We start from the raw sequence: 23222 nt of genomic DNA, 5'->3' as shown, positions 1-23222 counted from the left end.
CATTCAGTTTGACTGTGTGCTATTATTGAGTGACTAATTGTCAGTTGTTTTCATGAGCTATGAACGTCCTTTCTTCAGAGCCAGCAAAAAATCCTGTGTCGTTTGTCGGGCCGTCGCCTCCATGCCAGAGATAGCGCATTTCTGAACTACTCATCATGAGTTCGTCCAGGGTACCTTGCGCTTCGATAGAACCATCTTTGAGGACAATAATGTGATCTGCTCGCTGTAAGGCGGTGTGACGATGTGATATGGCCAGTACTGTTTTATTGGATTGTTCGAAGATCCGCTGCCAGAGTAATGCTTCTGTCTCGACATCCAGGGCACTAGAAAGATCATCAACCACGAATAGCTCGGCTGGCCGAATAAACATACGTGCGGCGGCAGCACGCTGAATTTGGCCTCCTGAGAGGCGTACACCACGTGGTCCTACCAGCGTATCCAGTCCTTGATCGAGTGTTGCGATATCGCCTTCGAGTACCGCCAGATGAAGGGCTGCGTTAAGCTTTTGTTCATTCAGGGGAAGGCCAAGTTGAATATTGTCGCGTAAACTTTCACTAAAGAGTTGTGGTACCTGTGAGATATAAGCGCTATACGGCGGGACAAAGAAATCGGCAGGCTCATCAACAAGGACTCCATTCCAGAAAATTTCTCCCTGTTCCCTGGGAAGCAGCCCCAGCAATGTACGCAGTAAGGTCGTCTTGCCAGAGCCAATCCTTCCTGTGATGATAGTGAATGATCCCTGGCGTAAAGAGAGATGAATGGATTTGATGCCGCGTCCACTCTCCGCATAGTGATAGGTCAGATCTTTCACTTCCAGCGTGGTGAGCCGGTTCTTCGCGCTATCTGGCAAGGGCTCTACTTCGGGCAATGGTCCTCTGGTATAGACCGGACCATGTTGTACGAGCGAGCGTGCCGGAGCGCCTCTCAGAAGTGTGATGAGTCGTGTAATCGAGACATCAGCCTGGGCATACTTGGTCAGTACAGCGCCGAACAGGGTCATCGCTTCAGAGATCCAGTTCAAATAGTAGATGAACAGTGCGAAGTTGCCGATGGTGAAGGTACCATTATGCATTGATTGACCCGCCAGCAATAAAATCACTCCCGTCCCCAGGCTAACGGTGTTGGCGAAAATAGATTGCAGGGTCTGGTCAAAGATACGATCACGAATAGTGACAGTCAGGCGTTTTTCATTCAACACACGGAAATAGTCAATGGCCTGTTCTTCCGCATTGGCAACCTGGATCGCCTGGACTGAGCCAAAGAGTTCACCGAGAAACCCTGTCACATCACCGGTCGCCAGGCGCATGTCTTTGCGACGCTTTTTGATCTGGGCGCTTGCAATGTTGGTGATTGTTGTGATGGCGGCCAGCGGAAGAAAGACGGCCAGCGTGATAAAGGTGTTGATGCGTAACATGATCACAAGTGCGCATAATACAAAGACCGTAGTCGCAATCAGATCATTGAAGCCAATCAAAAAGTCAGCATTCTCATCCACGTCATCGCGTAAACGGCTAATAGCTTCTCCTGAAGACGCTGGTAGCGCCTGCGCTCCTGGTAATTGCAGGATGCGGGTGAGGATATTCTTTTGTAGTAAGGCAGCATTTGTCAGAATAAAGGGAATATTCGTAAGCTGGCAACCGACGAGACAGGTTATACGTCCCACGACTGACCCGATTAAGAGCGCGAAGAGCCACCAGAGTTCTTGCGATCCCAGATGGCGTGCGCTCAAGCTATCAAAAAAGGATTGTCCGACCAGTCCCGAAACCATTTCGAAGAGCAGTACGCCAATAATGGCGACGCAGTTGAGCAGATAATACCAGGGCCGGAAGCGGATCAGGCTGCTAAAAAATTGCCAGGCTTTCATGCCAGTACCTCCTCATTGGCTGTACGGAGTAGCGCTGCATAGCGTGAGTGTTGCTTCGCCAGCAGTTCTTGTTGTGGGCCGTATTCGCTGATCTCACCGTTTTCCATGATCAGGATGGTATCAACGCGTTTGATGGTCCCCAGACGATGGGCAATAATGATGCCAGTTCGGTTACTGAGGAGCTTATCCATTGCTGTCTCGATCAGATGCTCGGTCGCTGGATCGAGGCGGGATGAAGCTTCATCCAGTATGATCAGCCCTGGATCACGCAGGAAGACGCGCGTAAAGGCCAGCAGTTGAGCCTCGCCCGCTGAGAGTCCTCCCCCATTGGCTGCCAGCATCGTATCCAGCCCCTGCTCGAGCTTTTCATACCACCCGGTGAGTCCCATATCTGCGAGTGCCTGGTGAATGAGGCTGTCAGCAATAGAATGATCGAAGAGGGTGAGATTATCGCGTACTGTAGCATGGAATAGTTGTACTTCCTGCGTCACAATACCTATATGGCGCCTCAGATCAGCAACACCTGCCTGTTTGATTGGTTGCCCTCCCAGATAGATACAGCCAGCAGCGGGATCATAGAGGCGGAAGAGGAGACGCGTGAGTGTTGTTTTGCCACTACCCGTCCTGCCTAATATTCCCATGACCTCACCGGGCTTCATCTCAAAGCTAATATTCTTGAGTATCATGTCAGTTTCGCCATAGCCAAACTCTACCCCCTCAAAGGATACTGAGAGTGGCCCGGCGGGCAAGATTGCCCCCGGTCCGTCAGTTATGTATCTGGGCGTATTGAGAAGTTCACCGATACGCGCGATGCTGGCAGTCGCCTTCTGAAAATCATCGAGCTGATGGGAGATCAACATAATAGGCTGTGCCAGGAGTTGCGTATAGTAATAGATGAGAAAAGCTGTCCCGATACTGATGATTCTGGCTGGATAGAGCCAGGCGATCAAGACAAAGGCGATGATATAGGCCATAGCAAAGAAGAAGGTCGGCAGGCTCCAGGGAATCGATGAGATGAGACGCGCACGCTTGCCTGTTTCTAGACGTTGACGTGTTAGCATAAACAGACGCCGCAGCACATAGGACCGGGCCCCATTAGCACGAATATCTTCGGTGCCACGCAGGCGTTCTTCAAGGAAACCAAACAGATCAGCCGTGACCTGCCGATATACTTTCCAGGGCTGCGTGGCGAGGCCGCGTGTACTGGTGATGCCGAATAGCGTGATCAAGGCGAAGATGGTCAGGGCCAGGCCGACATGCCATTCGATTGACCAGAGGATGATCAGGATACCAAGGAGCAGGAGCGTTCCGCCGAGAATTTTGGTGACGAAACGAGCGAAGAAGTTTGCCAGTTCATTGACATCTCCATCGACCCGTTCGATCAACTCTCCTGGTGTATGAACTTTGTGAAAGGACATATCCATACGTATGAGATGAAGGGCCAGATCGGCACGCAGGGCATTTGTAGCCTTCCAGCCAACGCGCTCACTGATATATGTTGCTCCGACCGTGACCAGTTGTTGTGCAATGGCGATGCCAATAAAGAGTGCCGCGATGCCCATCAACGATGGTTGAGGACCGACGGATGTAATCGTATCGATAAAGATACGTAAGAATTGGGGATCGATGAGTTGCAAGGCAATCTCTGCACAGAGAAGGCTCCCTAATAATAGGACCTGCATGCGTTGCGGTGACAGATAGCGTAAGAGAAGATCCTTGTATTCTCTAAACGGGATGCGCATGAGTATTCCTTTCCTGTCATGTCAATTTCGTAGATGGAAAGCCAGGGCTTTCGGACAATACAAAGAAATGTGACGGGGGCCACGGTCGTTAGAAGATTTGGTCGGTTAAGGTCATAAAGAGGGCATAAAAAAACCGTGGACCAGTCTTTGAGGGTGTCCACAGTCAAACGTGCTGCTGTTATTTGTCGGGGCTAGAGGATGCTCAGGAGCCTCCGTAAACAGGGCATGGCATGGCTATGGGCACAGATGAGACCACCGGGGATACGACGGTCATAACACTGCATCCAGCCATTTAATGCTTTACTGTTCATATACTGACGATTCCTTCTTTCTGCTTTTGAACGCTTGATGCGCTCTTAAGAGTATAAGTGGCGATGTGTTTTTTGTCAAGAAGCACATCATTTTATAATTTCAAATTTATATATAAATGGGGCGTTTGACACTGCTATTCTATACTGTTGCGCTAACTGCCATATCCCTCACCTGTCTACAAGGGATTATTCTATCCACACGGCTGCCATATCCCTCCTGGATCTCCTTTCTCGTACTCTTTGTCCTGCTGACTTTCCTGGTGATGCTGATAGAGCGTCAGCCAATCTTGATTTTGCTGGCGATCCTCCTGGCGTATTGGGCGATCAATCACGCCACTGTGCCACTGTGGGGACAGTGGCGTGATTGGGGAGTGTCCTGTTTATCAGCATCTTTCTGGCGCAGTTCATCTGGAAGTTTCTTATTCCTGAGGCACAGAGAACAAAGGCGCAACGGCTCATGCGCGTTGTGGCACTGTTGGGACAGCTAGTGGTAGTGGGCATCGCAGTCTTTGCGGGGAGCATCACCGCTGAAGGGGGCTGGCTGGCACAATCTGGTGTTATCGCGCTTCTGCTATTGGCCTTGCTGTGCTTCTTGAATGGATTGTTGCATGGCGTTGATAGCGCATCGAGAAGGAGTTTTCTGTTAAGAAGATATATATAGAGATGACTTTGCACACTTAACTACGACAAGATAGTAAAATTCCCCCACTGATTTATCAGCTTGCTGCCAGCCATGGAGTCGGCTCTCCACTCTGGAATTTTCCTCAACCGTATTTGGAGCTGAATAAAAGAAACTGAAGATAAGAATTGTATCAATTCATGCCCATTGTGATATGATGTTGTCGTATATTCTGAAGCAAGCTATGTTCAGGCTGTATTCTTTTCACTTTCTCTTCGTATCTGGCCTCGCCTGATGCCAGTGCTCTGCGGTTCTATTGATCGCATAGGTGGTGCTTCACCCTGTTCATTCTCTGGGTAGCGTGCAGGGTGTACGAAAAGTGAAATGAGATGGATAATAAGCAGACGTATAGCATTGTTGAGAATATCCTGGTACTACTTGTTGAGGTGATATTTCACATAGATGATATCTATATCTTTTGCTGCGATGCGCACTCGCCTGTGCCCCTATGAGATGCTACAGCATATACAGAAGGAAAATTATCTGGTGGGCGCTTTACAAAGAGATGAAATAGCCGGTTCGTTCGGTCTATGAGGAGGAAGTCATGGAAATTTCGTTGCGGCTGGACACGCTAGGTATCGTTGAAGTTCGCTATCTGCGTGGCCGTGAACGCTATCGAGACTGGCCGCAGTTTCAATTACTCGCAGCATCACGCCAGGCACGGGTTATCACTTACTTCTCACGCGAAGTGGCGGAGCTCCTCCACCAGCAGATTATCACAATTGAGGCTGCACTGGGGTTGGATGCTGATGACGATGATGATGAAGATGACGACGATGATGATGGAGATGATGATCTGTCTGCCGCGCTTCATACTGATCATAATCATGAGGCAGATGCCAAGCCTGCGGAACGCGATAGCAGTGCTTTTTCTCCAGCCTTTGCTCAAGCACTGAAGCAGTTAAATGAGTTGGCTCGACAGCGCCTCCCTGATGCGACAATAGGCAGTCCTAATAGCTCCGAATTAACGCATGAGTTGGATGCCGATAGCGATGAAGATGCTTTGGAGCAACTGCAGGATGCTTTTGTGCAGATGATGGAGGTTGTACGGGAGCTGGCTGAGGAGATGTCAACCGATGCACTGAAGATTTCGAGCCGTTTGAAGTGCGCGCGGACAAATATCGAGTTTATTCCACGTGCCAGCACTGATGCTGATGAAGATGACGACGAGGATGATACGCTTGAGCAGGCCCTGGAAATTCCTACTGAGGATGGCTTGCTGACACTGAGTGAGGTTGAGCTGGTGATGGTATTGCAGTTGTTCGAGGAGGGACGCTCTCGTCCTGAGGATCTCCCTGCGGTGGAGCTTCAGTTGGATGTGGATGATTTTGAACGTTTGCATGAGACGCTTGATCTTGCTTTGGAGCGTGATCGTCGTAGCAGCCGTCGTCGCCGTACGTGATCCTTGTTTTTAGAAGAGGGAATTGTTTGCCAGGTCAGTAAAGCGCTATCGTCGAAAGCATGTTTATTGATAGGCTATGTTAATATACCCGTAGTATATATGCCGCTAATGTGCATGTAGACTGCGGGCTTTTTTTGTGGTGTGGGGATAGGTGGAAGCTTTGCCCGGGTGCCAGTGGATAACATTAAAAAAACTTCTAACAAAGGGGATTACACATGGGAAGAGCCATTACTGTTGATGATCTTTATGCCTTGAAGTTCCTGAGCCGTCCACGTATCTCGCCTGATGGACAGCGCGTCGCTTATGTTGAGACGCAGATTGATGCGCAAAAACATGAGTATCATTCAGTGCTCTGGATGGCTTCGCTGACGGATGGTGCCAGTCGACAATTTACAAGTGGTCCCGCCAATGCACATAGTCCTGTCTGGTCGCCTGATGGGCGCTGGCTGGCCTTTGTATCCGAGCGTGCTGGCGATGCCCAGGGGAAAGAGTCCAGCGGTGAGAAGAAGCGGAGCAAAGGGAAGCCTCAGATCTGGCTCCTCCCGACTGATGGTGGTGAGGCGCAGCAGTTGACCTTTATGCAGCATGGCGCATCCGCTCCTGCCTGGTCACCCGATAGTCAGCAACTGGTTTTTAATGCAGCAGTTGGTCCTGAAGACGAAGAAACAATTGATGGAAAACCTCTACCGAAAGTACGCGTCATAGAGAACCTCTGGTATCGCCTTGATGGTGTGGGGTTTATCAATGAGCGCCGATCCCATCTTTTTTTGATTGATCGTGCCGGCGGTGAGCCAAAACAATTAACTGATGGGGATTGGGATGATGGCGAAGCGTGCTGGTCTCCCGAGGGAACGCGTATTGCCTTCACCTCCAATCGTAGTGATGATCGTTGGGTGCATTTGGGCAATGATGTCTACGTGTTGACTCTACAAAATGCTGAGTTGCGCTGTTTGACTGATAGCCAGCTTTCCTGTTTCTCGCCGTCCTGGTCCCCAGATGGTCGTTCGCTTGCCTTCCTCGCTGAAGCTAAGCTACACTCGGCGGGACAGGCATATGTCTACCGTGTAGCTGCCGATGCACAACGCGTGACACCAACCTGTTTATCAGGTGACTTCGCTGGAGCCTGTGTAGACTTTACCAATTCAGATATCGGTGATGAGCATCTGGCTCCGCCTCCGGCCTGGTCATTGGACGGAGAAAACCTCTATGTACTGGCCTCTTATCGGGGGGCTACCCAGGTTTTTGGTCTTTCCAGCCATGGCGAGAATGTGCAGCCACAGGTCCTGACACCAGGAGACATTCATGTACGCGACTTCAGCATTGATCGGGCGACACAAAAATTGGTCCTGTTAATTGGTGATCCGACCCATGCGCAAGAAATCTTTGTGCGCCCGGTACAGGTAAATGGTGAATTGCAACGTGTCTCGCATGCCAATGATCGCCTGTTTGACAAGCTGGCATTGTCGTCGCCCGAGCGTATCACCTATGCCAGCGTTGATGATTGGGAGATTGAAGGTTGGATCATGAAGCCTGCTCAATTTGATCCCAGCCAAAAATATCCGCTGGTTGTCGAGATTCATGGCGGACCTAATACACAATATGGCTATGGCTTCTTCCATGAAATGCAGTTATTAGCCGCACAGGGGTATGTTGTCTTTTACTGTAATCCACGTGGGAGCCTGGGTTATGGTTATGATTTTGCGGCCGCTGTTCTGGGGGCCTGGGGTGAGAAAGACTCCATTGATATCATGCTGGGTATGGATGCTGTTATTCGCCAGGGATATATCGATGAGCAACGGTTGGCAGTCACTGGAGGCAGCTACGGTGGCTTCATGACCAACTGGCTGGTTGGTCATTATGATCGCTTCAAAGTCGCGATTACTGACCGTTGTGTCAGCAATATGGCAACTATGTTTGGGAGCAGTGACGTGGGTTGGGATCTATCTGAAAACAATCTTGATACCACTCCCTGGGAAGGACTGGACAAATATATGCACATGTCGCCTATATCGTACGTTCAGAACATTCATACTCCTCTACTGATTATGCATAGTGAGCAAGACCTGCGCTGTAATATTGAGCAGGCTGAACAACTCTTCGCGGCCCTTAAATGGATGGGACGTGAAGTCAAATTTGTCCGCTTCGAAGGGCAGAGCCATGGCCTCTCGCGTGGAGGACATCCGAAACTGCGTCAGATCCGTTTGCAGCACATTCTCGACTGGTTCGCAAACTACCTGCGATAAATTGAAGACTCACCTGGGTAAGCCTGAGGGCCTACCCAAGTGGGGCATGATGCGTTATAATCAGGCCATATATGATAAGGGATTGTGTTATAGAGCTATGATGCGTTCATAGATAAGCCAGAAACTAGTAGAGTGAGTATGTCCGAGAAATTAGCACAGGAAACGACGTTTGCCGTTACAACCCTGGGTTGCAAGGTCAACCAGGCAGATAGTGAGTCCATCAGCGATCAGATGAGTGCTGCTGGCTTCGCACAACGCGACTTCGAGGAGTCTGCGGATATTTATATTGTGAACACCTGCACTGTGACTCATCTGGGTGATAGGAGTTCACGCCAGTTGATTGCTCAGGCTTATCGTCGCAAACCTGACGCCCTTCTCGTGGTCACTGGCTGTTATGCCGAATTAAATCCGCAGGGGGTAGCGGCTTTGCCAGGTGTAAAGCTGGTTGTGGGCAATACTGGCAAGGATGATTTAATTACGACTATTCGCGAGAAGATGAATACGTTGGGTCAGGAGGAGGTAGCCGCGCCTTCCCTTACGGAAGGGGTGATGGAGCCTTCAGCCATAACAGACGCGGAAAAAGCTCCACGACGGACAGCTTTACCTGTTTTAGCGTTGGATACACAACATATCGGAAGTGATAATGTATTGAGCTTCCAGGTTCAAGAGGATGAGCCTCTACCCGATAATCCCGCTCAATTGTCTCCATTTACCGATAGCGCACAGATGACCGAACAGGCAAACAGCCGCATCTTTTCACGCACACGTGTACAAATGAAAGTTCAGGATGGCTGTGATAATCGCTGCACATATTGTATCGTGCCCTATGTACGTGGTAAATCCCGCAGCCGCAGTATTGCGTCTGTAGTTGAAAATGTACAGCGCAAAGCGCGGGCGGGCTACCAGGAAATCGTATTAACTGGCATCCATCTGGGAGACTATCATCCTGATGAGAATGAGAAACTGGATCTTGGTGATTTGATTGCGACCCTGTTACGCGAGACCGAGATTCCTCGTATTCGTGTCTCTTCGCTTGAGCCGGAAGATTTTCAGTTAGAGTGGCTGGAGATGTGGGCTGATCCACGTATGTGCCGTCATCTGCACCTGCCTATGCAAAGTGGCTCGGATGTGATTCTACGTCGGATGGCACGTCGCTATAATAGCGAGCGCTATCGCACCATTATTATGACTGCCAAGCAAATGGTCCCTGGGATTGCGATCAGCACGGATATTATTACAGGCTTCCCTGGTGAGACGGATGAAGATTTTGAATTAACCTATCAGTTGGCTCAGGAGCTAGCATTTGCGAAATCCCATGTTTTCCGCTTCTCGGCCCGGCAGGGAACACCAGCAGCGCGTATGCGTGGTCAGATTAAGGATGTTGATAAGAAGGCGCGCAGCCAACGTTTGCTCGATTTACATGAGATTCATAGCCGTCAGTTTCGCGAACAATTCTTAGGACAAACTATTCCCGTTTTGATTGAGCAATTCAAGCGTGGCAAATGGGAAGGTTTAACCGACAATTATATTCGGGTTGAAGTCAATGGTCTGCCGGAAAATGCGGATGGCTGGCAACATACTCTTGTTAACGCTCGTCTCGACTATCTGGTTGACGATGGCGTTCATGGAACCTATATTGGATAACTATTGGATAGCCCCAACAAAAAACGCATTCTTATGCATGGATATCTATCCATTTGCCTGTTGGCAATCGCGCTACTACTGCTGGCTTGCCGTGACACCGCAGCCACGCTCAGCCAACCGGTAGCGCATAGTGTCCAGAGCAATCAGGCTGCCAATTTAGAAAGCGGCAGTGGAAGATTCAGCGAATATCCTCTTCCGCAGGATAAAAGTGGCTTGATGCGTCCAGCGATCGATCAGCAGGGGCGGGTCTGGTTCAGTGAAATGGGCCAGAACTATCTGACCAGCTTTGATCCACGTAGCAAAGCGTTCAGCCAGATTCATCCTCCGCATGCTCAGGGTGGACTCATGGGGGTGCTGGTAGCGTCCGATAGCAGTATCTGGTATGTTGAACAAAGTGCCAACTATATTGGATGTTATGATCCCGTGCGCAAGCACTTCACAACCTATCAGTTGCCTCAGATCACAACCACTGATCAAAACAACAAAGCTCATACACTCAGCTTGCCCGTTGCCCCCAATGAACTGATTGCTGACCACAAGGGCAATATCTGGTTTACTGAAATGAATGCTGATGCATTGGGAATGCTCAATAGTAAAACTGGCACCTTTACTCACTATCCATTGACAATGCCGCGCACCACCCAGACGCTTAGCCCATATAGCCTCACCATCGACAAGCAAGGTCTTATCTGGTTCACCGAATCGGGAACTGGCAAAATTGGCAGTTTAGATTCTCAGACTGGCGCACTTCACACCTACAATCTGCCAGCTGATGCACAATCCATCGCCATGTCCCCGATGGAAATCATCAGTGGCCCCGATGGATCACTGTGGATTACAACCTTCAACACCTCAAACCTCATTCAGTTCAATCCACACACAGCTAATTTCGCCATCTATCCAGCGCCGGCTACCGGAAAGGGGATTAATGGAATCTATGGTCTGGTGGCAGGACCCTCAAACAACGAACTATGGGCTACCGTATCCGCCGCTAACGCCATTATGCGCTTTGATATCAGCAGCAAAAGCTTCACCTCCTACCCCATTCCTACGCCCAATAGCACTCCACTTGGTATTGCCATAGCTCCAGACCATGCCCTCTGGTTCACTGAATCCGCCGCTAACCAGCTTGGGACGCTTCAACCATCATGAAATTCTGAAGTATGTTGTGGGCGTCTGGGTTATACCTGTTGATGCATTGGAGTGGGTGGGATTGTTTCCATGATGCTTTTATGCATCAGTGGCAGGGCAAACCAGATGTTTCCCAGTCCAAAGAGCGTGCCGGTGACCATGCGCAATATCCAGTCGCTTTCGCGCAGACCGAACATCTGAGAGGTACCATCCCAGGCCATTGGCAGGATCATGATGATCCAGAGCCACCATGGGATGCCGGGAAGGCGTTTCTTGCTCAGCACAAAGATCAGGCTGCCCAGAAACATTGAGGTATAGATGGAGAAGTTGCGTGCACATAGTCCTAGCTGATGCCCCCAGATGTAGAATGAGTGTGAGGGGATTTGTGCACAGACGTAATGAAGCACGTAGAAGAGCGGACTCGAAATACTTTGGAGTCCCATGTAAGAGAGGAATGGGATGGCGATGGCGATCCCTACCAGGATGCCTAGCACTGTGGTGACGATGTGTGCCCAGTAGGCGATTAAGAAGTCACCGCCACGGTCAATGATGCGCTCGAAGTGCGATTTAGGGCGTATAGGGCGTGCTTGCGGTGGCGCGTAGCCGTTGTATGTTTGTTTGAAGATTGATCGTGTTGCCATTGCGACTTCCTTGTGTGTTCTCTCTACGACTATTGCTTCATTACTTACACATCTTCAAGTGCGAATGCTTCTGCCAGATCACTATACTCTATACGTCCCTCGGCGATAATGGTTTCATTGAGCATCACTACAGGGATGCGATAGCGATAGCGTTCAAAAAGATCCATGTCACGCCGAATATCAATTTCGTCGAGATCATACTCCAGGTGGGAAGCGATCTCATCGAGTGCGTCACGAGCCATGTCACAGAGGTGGCAGCCTGCTTTGGTATAAAATGTTACCAGTGGGCGATCCTCAATTTGTTCTTCCACGGTTGTATGCTCCATCAAGTGATAGTTTTCATGGATATCATATCATATTGCATATGGAAGGCCAAACAGAAGATACTTTTGGGGCTATCAGGGTAGATAAAAGAACAGGTATTGGTTGTGCCCCTTGTCTGAGGCAATGAGGAGGATTTTTATTGAGCGTGACAAGGGGCATGTGTGTAATAGGATATTGGACTTTACCAGCAACCACGTGGAGGTGGTGGACAGGTTACTCCTCGGCTATCACCTTTATTAAACTGCTGGGATTGATTGGCCCCCTGCGTGACCTGAATCTGTGCCTGTATGGCTGTATGCTCTATTGCCGGTTTGATCCAGAGGGTTGGACTGCTTGTAACCAGTAACGCAATAGATAGGACGAAAACTGCTTCCCGTATGGATTTAGCCATAGTGCCTCCCATTACCGTCATTGTAATCAATGTACTTATCGCTAGAAAGAAACGTCAATGTTCCTGGGCGTGGGCGCTAGTTCGTCATGTGTACCTTACTAATCGGGGCATATATCTATATATATAAACATATTTATTGGTATACTGGTAACTCTGTCTTATTTTTAATCGGTTGAAGATAAGACAGAAACGTACAGCTACTGGCGTCTGATGTCTATCAGGATTGCTGGACAGCAGTGGATACATCGTGTGTGGATAAATAACGATCCCATCATTTTCCTCTTCAGGGAGGAAAATGATGGGATCGTTATTTATTAGTTTGTGATTGGTGTTAGTCGTTATGAGGACGCATGCGGGAGCGCTCGTGCTGTGTCAGGTAGCGTTTGCGCAGGCGAATCGTCTTTGGTGTGACTTCTACCAGTTCATCATTGTTGATGAAGTCCAGAGACTGCTCCAGGCTCATCAGAATGGGTGGTGTCAGTCGTACTGAAATGTCCGAGGTAGAAGAGCGAATATTGGTTTTCTGCTTTTCTTTACAGACATTGACGACCAGATCATCGGGACGGGCATTCAGGCCAATAATCATACCTTCGTAGACAGGTGTACCTGGTTCAATGAATGTATCACCACGTACCTGAGCATTGTTCAGTCCGTAAATGACGGCAGTTCCTTGCTCAGAAGCGATCATTGCACCCATACGGGAGCTATTGATCTTACCCATCCAGGGCACGAAGCCCTTTAGCAGACTATTCATTGCGCCATTACCCTTGGTCAGGGTCAGGAAGGCATTACGAAAGCCGATCAAGCCACGGGTAGGAATATCGTATTCAATACGAATATTGTCATTGCCGTCATTGATCATATTGGTCAATTGAGCTTTACGAGCGGCCAGTGCCTCGGTCAAGACACCCATATAGATATCTTTCGTATCGATGACCAGATGCTCAACAGGCTCCTCTAAGTGGCCGTCTTCGCTTTCACGGGTAATCACTTCTGGGCGGGAAACCTGGATCTCGTAGCCTTCACGACGTAATGTCTCAATCAGGACCGATAGGTGCAACTCACCACGACCCGATACGACAAATTCATCAGGTGTATTGCCATCCACGACGCGCAGACTGACGTTAGTCTCAAGTTCGCGATAGAGACGAGCGCGGATCTGACGGGAGGTTGAGAATTTGCCTTCGCGACCAGAGAGAGGACTGGTGTTTACACCAAAAGTCATCTTCAGGGTCGGCTCAGAAATCTCAATCAAAGGCAGAGCCTCAGGATAATCGATATCGGCCAGTGTCTCACCGATATTTACATCGGCGACACCTGTCAGCGCAATAATATCGCCAGCCAGGGCCTCTGCAACCTCACCACGCTGCAAACCAATATAGCTAAAAACAAGACTGACCTTCTGACGAGAAACTTCGCCTGAGCGATCAATACGTGCAATCGCAGTATTAGGACTGATGCGACCACGGATAATACGCCCGATAGCATATTTTCCTTTATAGTCATCGTAATCAAGGGCGGTGACCAATAACTGGAACGGTGCATCGGCATCCACTTTAGGAGCGGGCACATGATTCACGATAGTATCGAACAGTGGCTGTAAATCTTTTTGCTCATCATCTGGCTTATACATTGCCACGCCATTGCGACCGATAGCATAGAGAATGGGGAAATCAAGGTGGCTATCATCGGTAGCCAGCTCCAGGAATAAATCCTGTGTTTTCTCAATCACATAATCGATACGAGCATCTTTACGATCGATTTTGTTAATAACCACAATGGGTTTGAGGTTTAATTCTAACGCTTTTTGCAATACAAAGCGTGTTTGAGGCATGGGACCTTCAGCGGCATCGACAAGAAGGATACAACCATCAGCCATATTTAGCACGCGCTCTACTTCACCACCGAAGTCGGCGTGTCCGGGAGTGTCGATAATATTAATCTTTACATCACGATACCTGATGGCAGTATTTTTCGCCAGGATCGTAATTCCCCGCTCGCGCTCTTGATCATTGGAGTCCATAATCAGCTCACCCATTTGCTGATTATCACGAAAGATATGACTTTGTTTTAGCAATCCATCAACCAGGGTGGTTTTCCCATGGTCAACGTGAGCAATGATCGCGACGTTGCGGATGTCGGTGCGTTCTATTAAGTTTTCGTGGATCTCGTTATTCGTGTTTTCGATAGTTTGCATATTCCTGGCAATTACTCCTAGAGGGCATTAAGAAAACCGGACGGCCTTCGTCGCCCGGTGGATCAGTTGGTTTTACCGACACTTCCATGAAGGATTGTACCTGTTTTAGTGCTTCGCGTCAAGTTTGTTTTCAATCGTTTATGGCATGAGCGCGAATACTACCAGATATCCACAGCGATGGAAGATATGATCCAGACGATGCATATCGATGCTTTATGAAGATAGGATGTATGGGGACAAGGTGCATTACGCCTGCTGTGAGCGGTACATAACGCGATAGCTGTTGTGTGGTCCCTCTGTGTCAATTATCGCACACTATGCAACAAATTGCTTGAGATAAACTCTCAAAAAGTTCTCAATCAAAACCTGAGAAGGTATCCTACTTAAGAGAACAAAGGTCACGGTCGCTTTATTCCCGCTTTCCCGCAGCAATTTGCGGCTCGTTCGCAGGTAGGCATGAATATATCTGCCTGCGAAAAAGTATGTTAGAAGGTGTCGGACTTCCAGTCCCAGCGGGATCTTGCTACTGACTTGTAGGCAGGCACTTGCGCGCCTGCGCCCTTTTTAATGTGTGATGGAGAAAAAGTTCGAAGAACTTTTTCTCCATCACACATTAAAAAATGTTTGAGCACCGTAGGTGCGAAAACGCATGCACAGAGACCGTGGAGAGCATGGAAGTCCGACACCTTCTTAGCGAAGCAGTGTGCCGTTAAGTGCTCTATCCATGTTATAACAGGTGCTGATGAGCGCAAGATGAGTGAAGGCTTGCGGGAAGTTTCCAAGCGCCTCACCGGTTGGGCCGATTTCTTCAGCATAAAGGCCGAGATGGTTCGAATAAGTCAACATCTTTTCAAGTACCAGGCGTGCTTCATTGAGCCGTCCTGAGCGAGCCAGCGTTTCAGCGAGCCAGAAACTACAGGGACTAAAGGTCCCTTCTGTGCTTCCTAGCCCATCACTGGCAGCTTTGGAGGGAATGTAGCGATAGACATGCGAGTCACTGGTGAGCTCTTGCTGGATACGATTAATGGTTCTGTGCATGCGAGGGTCGGTGGGTCCAGTGAATTTGGTGAGCACCATAAGGAGCGAACTGGCGTCGATGGCATCACTTCCATAATATTGAATAAAGCTGTTAGTCTTAGCATCCCAGCCTTTTTCCATAATCTCTTCATAGATCTGGGCACTAATCTGATTCCAGCGGTCGAGGGGCGCTGGCAGGCCACGGTGGTGTGAGATGCGTGCGGCCCGATCAAAGGCGACCCAACTCATGACACGTGAATGAACAAAATCTTTTTGACCACCGCGAACTTCCCAGATTCCTTCATCTGGTTCCTGCCAGTGTTCACCCAGCCAATCAAGCAGACGGCGCAGGTTACGCCAGAGGTCATATGAGATATCCTGATGGCGATCAAAGATAAAGATAGAATCCATCAGTTCACCATAGATATCCAATTGCTTCTGTTTGTATGCTCCGTTACCAATGCGTACCGGTGAGCTTTTGCGATAGCCTTCCAGATGATCCAGCGTGAATTCCTGGAGATCATGTCCACCAGTAATTGTATACATTGGTTGGAGTGAGCCATTATCTTTGAGTTCATGACAGCGAGCATCCAGCCATCCCATAAACGCTTCAGCCTCCTGATAGAAACCCAGGATAAGCAGGCTATAGATCGTAAAGGATGCATCTCTCAGCCAGGTATAGCGGTAATCCCAGTTTCGTGCTCCCCCCAGTGTTTCTGGCAGACTTGTTGTGGGGGCAGCGACAATTGCTCCAGTAGGCGCATAGGTGAGGAGTTTAAGGACGAGTGCAGAACGTTGAACCATTTCACGCCAGCGGCCTTGATACTGGCATTGTGAGAGCCAGTTCTGCCAATATGTCATTGTTTCCTCAAAGGCAGCCTGATAGCGTCGTGCGCTAATAGGTTGGGGTTCCAGATCATGATCCCTGGCGCTTTCCAGAACAAAATAGGCGCTTTGATTCTGATGCAAGGTAAAGTTGGCTCGTACACCGCCCCTGCCATCCTCCTCCAATGGAAGCGTTGAGGCCAGACCCAGACTAAGTGACTGGCTATGAAAGATCGCGCCATGTTCTGAGAGCGTGACGGTATGAGTGTCACGGGCATAGTTAAAAGCTGGTGTGCAGACTACTTCAAAGGGGAGGGAACCTCGGACAACCTTTACCTCACGAATAATATGATGTTGAAGTACCTTGGATCCTGGTTGTTTGATCGGCATGAAATCGGTAATTTCGCCTACACCATCGACCGTTAGAAAGCGTGTGATCAAAATATTTGTTTCAGGCAAATACATTTGACGGCGTCCAACGCTAGTTGTTTGCTCGAAGGTTGGACTAATGCGAAATGTACCACCTTTGTTAACGTCGAGCAATGCACCAAACACACTTGGAGCATCAAAACGTGGAATGCAGCACCAGTCGATAGCCCCATCTTTCCCTACCAGTGCTACTGTATGCAAATCTCCAATAACCCCATAATCCTCAATTGGTTGATAGGTGTTATTTTTTTGAGGCAAAGCCGCCGCGCGTTCTTGCACCATAAATCCCCTCATTACTAGATTGATCTTAGTATAGATACGTGCCGTTCTTCAAATTAGTTGAACTGCAACTGATCTGGCTAGTAATAGAGTGTATATGTTCACTCCACACGAATGTATTCATCCATCGGAAGTTGAGGGTGTCTGTTTTTCTTACCCACTTTTGCACGCACATCTAAAAATATCTATATTGGATTTACTCATTCTGTTTGCTAAGCAATTCAGCCATGAGATGTTCTTGAATAGAGATACAGTTTTAGGATGCGCTTATTTTGTCTGATAGTGTGAGATGTCGCCGCTTTCATTGTCTCAAAATAGAGATAATTAGAGTGAGGCTTGTGCACGTTTACTACGTACGGCGCGTTTTATGGGTGGCGTTATATTCCTTACTGTGGTGGTTTCAGGTGGTAAAAAAGAAGTGGTTTTTTGGCGGGTTACTTTCTCGCGTATGAGCGATATTTGTGAATGGACAGCTTGACGCGATTGTTGTAGCTTACGAGCAATTTCAGATGGCCGCTCGTTCGCGAGGAGATAATGGCAGATGACAGCTTGTTTATCGGTCAGCCCAATATCCGGGTTTTCAAGCGCTGCTCTTGCGAGATCTTCCAGCACCCCAAATTTGCTCCGTTTATAATCATTTAAATCGTCAGGTGAAAAGAGCCAGCGATCAACAACCCGTACACCGGGGATTCGGCCTGCCTCTACCAGATGCATAAAATGCCAATAACTGAGATCTAAATGTTTGGCTGCCTCATGCGTAGTTAGCATACCATTGAGATATTGTAGATTATGATGTTGTAACTCACTACCCCTAAGAACCATGTCGGACGCCTTTCTACGGTTTGCCGTATACTAGAAGTGCCTGGCAAAGACATTACTTAGTCAAGAGGAGTATACCATAGGTCCTTCCTGGACTGCAAGGTTGATCAGTTTTGCGGCTGCAAAAGAAAGCAAAAAGATAAATACTGATGAATAACAGCATTTACCTTTCATGGTTGAAGTTGCTGGTTGGAGATGGCCTGGCTTATTGTAATTTAAAGAGAGCCGGAATTTTCATTGCCAGCATCATATCGCCAGTGGCTTTAATTTTTCCCGAGAGGAATGCCTTCATGGGATCCAACTGTCCCTGCGTCACAGCGATCCAATCCTGATCACTTACTGACAATGTCAGATCCGGTTTCACTGAAGCCGGAGGAACCAGTTCGCATTTCTGATCGTGGATATGGATGGCATAATCGCCCGCATCACTGCCCGTTACATGGAGCTGTATCGATTTATTTAAGCCTGCCGCCGCACCTGGATTAAAGAGATTTTGCAGAGCCGGGAAGGTATCTACAACTTTCATCTTTCGCGTATCTCCTTTTTTACAAACGCAGGAAGTACCCACGCAATTTTTTTAAGTATACCATATGGTTTCATTGAAGCCTGGGCACGGTGGCAGGCGGAGTATGGTGCCAGGTTTCTTGTGTGTCATTTTTGTTGCTGGTATGCTATTCTTATGTCATCAGAAGCGTGATCAGATGGTGGAGCTAGTAAATCCATGGACTGGCATGTGATAGAGTACAAATGCATCAAAAAGATTCTAGAGAAAACGAGGGCCCCGGAATGGCTGGTACGAGGATTATGCGTAAGGTGAAGGTAGAGGGTGGTTACCTGAATTTTAATTCGGCGCATTTCATCACCTATAGTGGTAAATGCGAACGTTTGCATGGACATAATTATGGGGTATTGATTGAGGTGGAAGGTGATTTGGGTGCTGATAACGTCGTTTTTGATTTTACGATACTCAAAAAGCGTACGAAAGAAATTTGTCAACGCCTGGATCATCGTTTCCTATTGCCCTTACATAATCCTCATCTGGAACTGACGCAACATGCGGAAGCCTGGGAAATCAAATTTCATGAGAAGCATTATATCTTTCCAAGAGCAGATGTTGTCGCATTGCCGATTGCCAACTCTAGCGCCGAGTTGTTGGCTGAGTATATTTGTAATGAGCTCTATCAATTGATCATTAACGAATATTCCAGCGCTAACTTACATACAATTATGGTTGGTGTTGAAGAGGCTCCTACACAGATGGCTTACTACAAGCAAGAATTCAATCGCTAGAGAGTATTTTTACCATTCGGGCAACAAAAAAGAACCTTCGAGACAATGCTCAGAGGTTCTTTTTTTGTTGCTTATAGCCGTAACTCTTATTTCGTAATCACTGAGCGACCAATGGCACCGGCGACGGCATGGAGTTGAGGCATGAGTTCACGGAACTGTGGAATAGTGATGGACTGTGCGCCATCTTTGAGTGCCTCATCAGGATTGGGATGTACCTCGACGAGCAATGCGTCTGCACCAGCGGCGACAGAGGCCAGAGACAGAGGTCCGACGATATCACGGCGTCCAGTACCCTGACTGGGATCTGAGAGCACTGGTAAGTGTGAGAGACGCTTGAGTAATGGGAAGGCACTGATGTCCATTGTATTACGGGTAGCCTTCTCAAAGGTACGGATACCGCGTTCACACAGAATGACATTGCGGTTGCCCTGTGAGAGAATATATTCGGCAGCCAGTAACCATTCTTCGAAGGTCGCCGACATACCACGTTTGATGACAACCGGTTTGCGGGTGCGACCAACTTCATCCAGCAACATGTAGTTCTGCATATTGCGGGTTCCGATTTGCAGGATATCAGCATACTCGCAGACCATTGCGACATCGGATGGGGTCATAACCTCAGTGATGATTGCCATGCCAAACTCATCACGAGCCTTGGCTAAGAGCTTCAATCCCTCTTCGCCCAGGCCACGGAAGCCATAAGGAGATGTAGAAGGCTTGAACGCTCCACCACGTAAGATAACCGCACCTTCTTTGCGTACCGCAGCGGCTGTTGTCATCAGTTGTTTCTCTGTCTCAACGGTACAGGGGCCTGCCATCATCACGACCTCTTTGCCACCGATACGCACGATACCGCCCTCTACACAGGCAGAAGGGACCTCAACAATCGTATCTTCGGGATGGAACTCACGACTGGCAAGTTTATAGGGTTTAGAGACGCGGACAACGTCCTCTACATTCGGCAATCCCTCAAGGGCCTCACCAATTGAAGGATTAATGCCACCCAGGCTACCTGGAGCGCCTGAAGGACCAACAGCTCCCAGTACACCAATAACTGTGCGTTCGACACCTTGTGAAAGGTGACCGCTCAAGCCATGGTTTTGTAAAAAGGACAATACGTGTTGGACATCAGCATCGCTACTGGTCGATTTCATTACGACAATCATGAATAAATACTCCTTAAGATCAAATAGTAGAGGTCGAGACTCTCTTATCTACAATGTAGGTAGGAATGGCGTTCACGGCGTATCGTGACCTCTTTGTCATGATTGCCGGTGCTTTGTTTGTGCTACCTAGATATACGTTCGATAGCTATAATCACACTTCAAAGGTTCATCCCAAAGGAAGGGCGTAAGCTAACCGCCCCGTGGATGTATACATGCTGTATTTCTTGGATACTGCGCGTGGTATTGTAATGGATCAAGACACGAATACATTTTTGCAAACTACCGGGCACCGGAATTTCACGCGTGCACATCAGTGCCGTATCGGTCCATCCCAGTTTACGCGCTTCTACAGCCGGGAATTCAGCGTCCAGATCTGCCGTGAGCGAAAAGATGGCACTGGCAATATTCTCTGGTTGTATCTCATTTTTTTCAATGAGTAGCTGTAATAATTCTCTGGTTGCTGCAAGAATCTCTTCCCGGGTATTGTTTTCTACAGTGGTCGCACCACGAATTCCTCGACAATACATCCTCATCATCCCTTTCAATGGCTATACCAGTTGTGTGATAGAAAAGCCAACGGATTTCTCCTTTATTGTAAAGGATGACAGCAATTTTTCATCTGTATCATCTAACTGTTAGTGTGACCGTTCCTATGTACAGATAGTATGCTTGTGGGACTTATTTCTGCCTCAAGCTTTGAATGTACATTTTTACTGCTTCCGCTGGTTGGTCATCCTTATGCTGGTCAATCAATTTTACAAGGGCACTACCAATTACTGCTCCCTCTGCATAACTTGTTACAGTTGCGATATGTGCGGGGGTCGAAAGACCAAAGCCAACCGCAAGAGGAAGCTTTTGCTCCTGAGTTGCGGCACGAATGCGGGCAATAAAATCCTGCAAATGTGCTGGCAATTCGAGACGTGAACCAGTGACGCCGCTTAAGGCAACACAATAGATGAAGCCACCAGGACCAGTGGCAGTACGCTTTGCTGCGGTAACAATGCGCTCATCAGGGGCGGTTGGAGGTACCAGATAGATTAAAGCGAGTCCGTGGCGATAAGCTATCTCTTGCAGTGGATCAGCCTCTTCGACTGGTAAATCTGGAATAATCAAGCCGCTAACGCCGTTCGCGCTGGCTGTAGCACAAAAACGCTCCAATCCATAGGAGAGGATCGGATTATAATATCCCATCATTAACAACGTCACATCGCTTTTGGCGGAAACTTGTTTGGCAATGTCCATACATCCCTGAATAGTCATTCCCTGTTCAAGGGCGACCTGTCCTGCATGTTGAATTGTAGCACCATCTGCAAGGGGGTCACTAAATGGCATTCCCAGTTCAATGATATCTGCCCCGCCCTCGGCTGCCGCCAGCACGATATCAACCGTATCTTTGATGTTAGGATAGCCACACATAAAATAGGGAATAATTACTCCACGCTGCTCACTGTGGGCGCGTTCAAAGGTCTGCGTGATTTTTCCTACTGGATATTGCTGGTTTTCGGGCGTAATCACACCACTACTGATCGTCTCCATTGCTCGCTCCTTTTTATCTCACATCGCTGGTTATTTATAACTGTACGTTGAATGCTTTAGCAACCGTCATCATATCTTTATCCCCCCGACCAGAAAGATTGATTACGATCAGTGAGCCTTCAGGAATATTGCCCTGCTCACCCTGTTCAAGCACATAGCCAATCGCATGTGCCGATTCCAGGGCGGGAATGATACCTTCAGTTCGGCTGAGGACTTCGAGTCCTTTGAGGGCTGTGGCGTCATTGGCCGAAACATAGGTTGCACGCCCTGTGTCTTTCATATAGCTATGTTCAGGGCCAACACCCGGATAGTCCAGGCCAGCCGAAATACTATGCGTGTCGAGAATTTGACCGTCATCGCTCTGTAGGAGATAGCTCATGGCACCGTGTAAAACGCCTGGACGACCAGCTACCAGGGTTGAAGCATGTTGGCCTTCTTCCATACTTGAGCCACCTGCTTCCACTCCGATCAGCTTGACCTCTGGCGCATCAGCAAATGGATAGAAGATACCTATCGCGTTACTGCCACCCCCGATACAGGCATAGATGCTATCTGGCAAGCGTCCTTCTTGTTGCATGATCTGTTGGCGCGCCTCAATACCGATGACCGCCTGGAAGTCGCGTACAATGCGTGGATAGGGAGCAGGGCCAGCAGCAGTTCCAAACATATAGAAGGTGGTTTCGACATTCGTTACCCAGTCACGAATTGCCTCATTAATCGCATCTTTCAACGTCTTTGTGCCGCTATTCACCGAGCGCACCTCGGCTCCCAGTAACTTCATACGAAATACATTGAGTGATTGGCGCTGAATATCAACCTCGCCCATATAAATGATGCAGTCGAGTCCCAGCTTCGCGCAGATAGTTGCGGTCGCGACACCATGTTGGCCTGCTCCTGTTTCAGCGATAATACGCTTTTTGCCCATGCGCTTCGCCAGCATACCCTGTCCCAATGCATTATTGATTTTGTGCGCACCTGTATGGGCCAGGTCCTCACGTTTGAGATATATTTTGACGTTTTTTCCAACTCTCTCGGAGAAGCGAGGGACATAATGGAGCGTGGTAGGTCGGCCAACGTAGCTGGATAGCTCGCGCTTTAGCTCTTCCTGGAATGCCGGATCTTGTTGTGCATCCTTATAGGCTGCCTCCAACTCTGCCAGTACAGCCATCAAATTTTCAGGAACAAATTTGCCGCCGTAGTCTCCAAAGTGTCCACGCTCGTCGGGATAGTGATTGTGCTCATACGCGTTTTTTATGTTGGTTTGTTGCATCGTATATTTTCCTTTAACGAAG

General features: G+C 48.6%; 20 protein-coding genes. 6 read left to right on the top strand and 14 right to left on the bottom strand.

The window, feature by feature from the left end:
- Positions 1 to 40: 40 nt before the first annotated feature.
- The 3 genes from F1593_RS08175 to F1593_RS28230 form a co-directional block, all read right to left on the bottom strand.
- On the bottom strand, positions 41 to 1864 hold the full coding sequence (locus tag F1593_RS08175) for an ABC transporter ATP-binding protein (RefSeq protein ID WP_149401064.1): 1824 nt from the start codon (positions 1862 to 1864) through the stop codon (positions 41 to 43).
- The gene (locus tag F1593_RS08170; RefSeq protein ID WP_149401063.1) at positions 1861 to 3606 is read right to left on the bottom strand and encodes an ABC transporter ATP-binding protein; all 1746 of its coding nucleotides are present in this window, start codon (positions 3604 to 3606) and stop codon (positions 1861 to 1863) included. Before F1593_RS08170 ends, F1593_RS08175 begins: the two co-directional genes overlap by 4 nt.
- 502 nt (positions 3607 to 4108) lie before the next feature.
- Entirely contained in the window at positions 4109 to 4249 is a 141-nt protein-coding gene (locus F1593_RS28230) for a hypothetical protein (RefSeq protein ID WP_172631962.1), read from the bottom strand.
- A 125-nt stretch (positions 4250 to 4374) separates the two neighbouring features.
- Between F1593_RS28230 and F1593_RS08165 the strand changes: the two genes are divergently transcribed.
- From F1593_RS08165 to F1593_RS08145, 5 genes are all read left to right on the top strand, one after another.
- Complete coding sequence (locus F1593_RS08165) at positions 4375 to 4578, top strand: hypothetical protein (protein WP_149401062.1); 204 nt, start codon at positions 4375 to 4377, stop codon at positions 4576 to 4578.
- A 562-nt stretch (positions 4579 to 5140) separates the two neighbouring features.
- The gene (locus tag F1593_RS08160; RefSeq protein WP_149401061.1) at positions 5141 to 5998 is read left to right on the top strand and encodes a hypothetical protein; all 858 of its coding nucleotides are present in this window, start codon (positions 5141 to 5143) and stop codon (positions 5996 to 5998) included.
- A gap of 215 nt (positions 5999 to 6213) precedes the next feature.
- On the top strand, positions 6214 to 8241 hold the full coding sequence (locus F1593_RS08155; RefSeq protein WP_149401060.1) for a S9 family peptidase: 2028 nt from the start codon (positions 6214 to 6216) through the stop codon (positions 8239 to 8241).
- Between the two features lie 138 nt (positions 8242 to 8379).
- Positions 8380 to 9885 (top strand): tRNA (N(6)-L-threonylcarbamoyladenosine(37)-C(2))-methylthiotransferase MtaB, encoded by a 1506-nt coding sequence (gene mtaB, locus F1593_RS08150; RefSeq protein WP_149401059.1) that lies wholly within the window; start codon positions 8380 to 8382, stop codon positions 9883 to 9885.
- Positions 9886 to 9918: 33 nt separating this feature from the next.
- Positions 9919 to 11037, top strand: a complete 1119-nt coding sequence (locus F1593_RS08145) for a Vgb family protein (protein ID WP_149401058.1) — start codon at positions 9919 to 9921, stop codon at positions 11035 to 11037.
- A 29-nt stretch (positions 11038 to 11066) separates the two neighbouring features.
- On the opposite strand, the gene F1593_RS08140 is transcribed toward F1593_RS08145, so the two are convergent.
- The 7 genes from F1593_RS08140 to F1593_RS08110 form a co-directional block, all read right to left on the bottom strand.
- Positions 11067 to 11657: a DUF2085 domain-containing protein gene (locus F1593_RS08140; protein WP_149401057.1), complete on the bottom strand. Its 591-nt coding sequence runs from the start codon at positions 11655 to 11657 to the stop codon at positions 11067 to 11069.
- Positions 11658 to 11701: 44 nt separating this feature from the next.
- Entirely contained in the window at positions 11702 to 11968 is a 267-nt protein-coding gene (locus F1593_RS08135) for a glutaredoxin family protein (protein WP_172631961.1), read from the bottom strand.
- Between the two features lie 194 nt (positions 11969 to 12162).
- Positions 12163 to 12372 carry a hypothetical protein gene (locus tag F1593_RS08130; protein ID WP_149401055.1) on the bottom strand — a complete coding sequence of 70 codons (210 nt, stop codon included), beginning with the start codon at positions 12370 to 12372 and terminating at the stop codon, positions 12163 to 12165.
- A 331-nt stretch (positions 12373 to 12703) separates the two neighbouring features.
- Positions 12704 to 14569, bottom strand: a complete 1866-nt coding sequence (typA, locus tag F1593_RS08125; RefSeq protein WP_149401054.1) for a translational GTPase TypA — start codon at positions 14567 to 14569, stop codon at positions 12704 to 12706.
- Positions 14570 to 15259: 690 nt separating this feature from the next.
- Positions 15260 to 17122, bottom strand: coding sequence for a glycoside hydrolase family 15 protein (locus F1593_RS08120; protein ID WP_149401053.1), 1863 nt, complete (start codon positions 17120 to 17122; stop codon positions 15260 to 15262).
- 321 nt (positions 17123 to 17443) lie between these two features.
- Entirely contained in the window at positions 17444 to 17941 is a 498-nt protein-coding gene (locus F1593_RS08115) for a helix-turn-helix domain-containing protein (protein ID WP_149401052.1), read from the bottom strand.
- Positions 17942 to 18143: 202 nt separating this feature from the next.
- Positions 18144 to 18464: an SCP2 sterol-binding domain-containing protein gene (locus F1593_RS08110; protein WP_149401051.1), complete on the bottom strand. Its 321-nt coding sequence runs from the start codon at positions 18462 to 18464 to the stop codon at positions 18144 to 18146.
- 260 nt (positions 18465 to 18724) lie between these two features.
- Between F1593_RS08110 and F1593_RS08105 the strand changes: the two genes are divergently transcribed.
- Entirely contained in the window at positions 18725 to 19228 is a 504-nt protein-coding gene (locus tag F1593_RS08105; protein WP_172631960.1) for a 6-pyruvoyl trahydropterin synthase family protein, read from the top strand.
- Positions 19229 to 19314: 86 nt separating this feature from the next.
- Here F1593_RS08105 and aroF read toward each other — a convergent pair whose 3' ends face one another.
- The 4 genes from aroF to trpB all read right to left on the bottom strand — a co-directional run bounded on the left by aroF (position 19315) and on the right by trpB (position 23200).
- Positions 19315 to 20394, bottom strand: coding sequence for a 3-deoxy-7-phosphoheptulonate synthase (gene aroF, locus F1593_RS08100; protein WP_149401049.1), 1080 nt, complete (start codon positions 20392 to 20394; stop codon positions 19315 to 19317).
- A 158-nt stretch (positions 20395 to 20552) separates the two neighbouring features.
- Positions 20553 to 20927 carry a chorismate mutase gene (aroH, locus tag F1593_RS08095; protein WP_149401119.1) on the bottom strand — a complete coding sequence of 125 codons (375 nt, stop codon included), beginning with the start codon at positions 20925 to 20927 and terminating at the stop codon, positions 20553 to 20555.
- Between the two features lie 145 nt (positions 20928 to 21072).
- On the bottom strand, positions 21073 to 21930 hold the full coding sequence (trpA, locus tag F1593_RS08090; protein WP_149401048.1) for a tryptophan synthase subunit alpha: 858 nt from the start codon (positions 21928 to 21930) through the stop codon (positions 21073 to 21075).
- 34 nt (positions 21931 to 21964) lie between these two features.
- Positions 21965 to 23200 (bottom strand): tryptophan synthase subunit beta, encoded by a 1236-nt coding sequence (gene trpB, locus F1593_RS08085; protein WP_149401047.1) that lies wholly within the window; start codon positions 23198 to 23200, stop codon positions 21965 to 21967.
- Positions 23201 to 23222 lie beyond the last annotated feature (22 nt).

Source organism: Dictyobacter arantiisoli, from assembly GCF_008326305.1.
Classification (GTDB): domain Bacteria; phylum Chloroflexota; class Ktedonobacteria; order Ktedonobacterales; family Ktedonobacteraceae; genus Dictyobacter; species Dictyobacter arantiisoli.
Note: the sequence above shows the minus strand (reverse complement) of the source record. Positions and strands in the feature narration are given on the sequence as shown.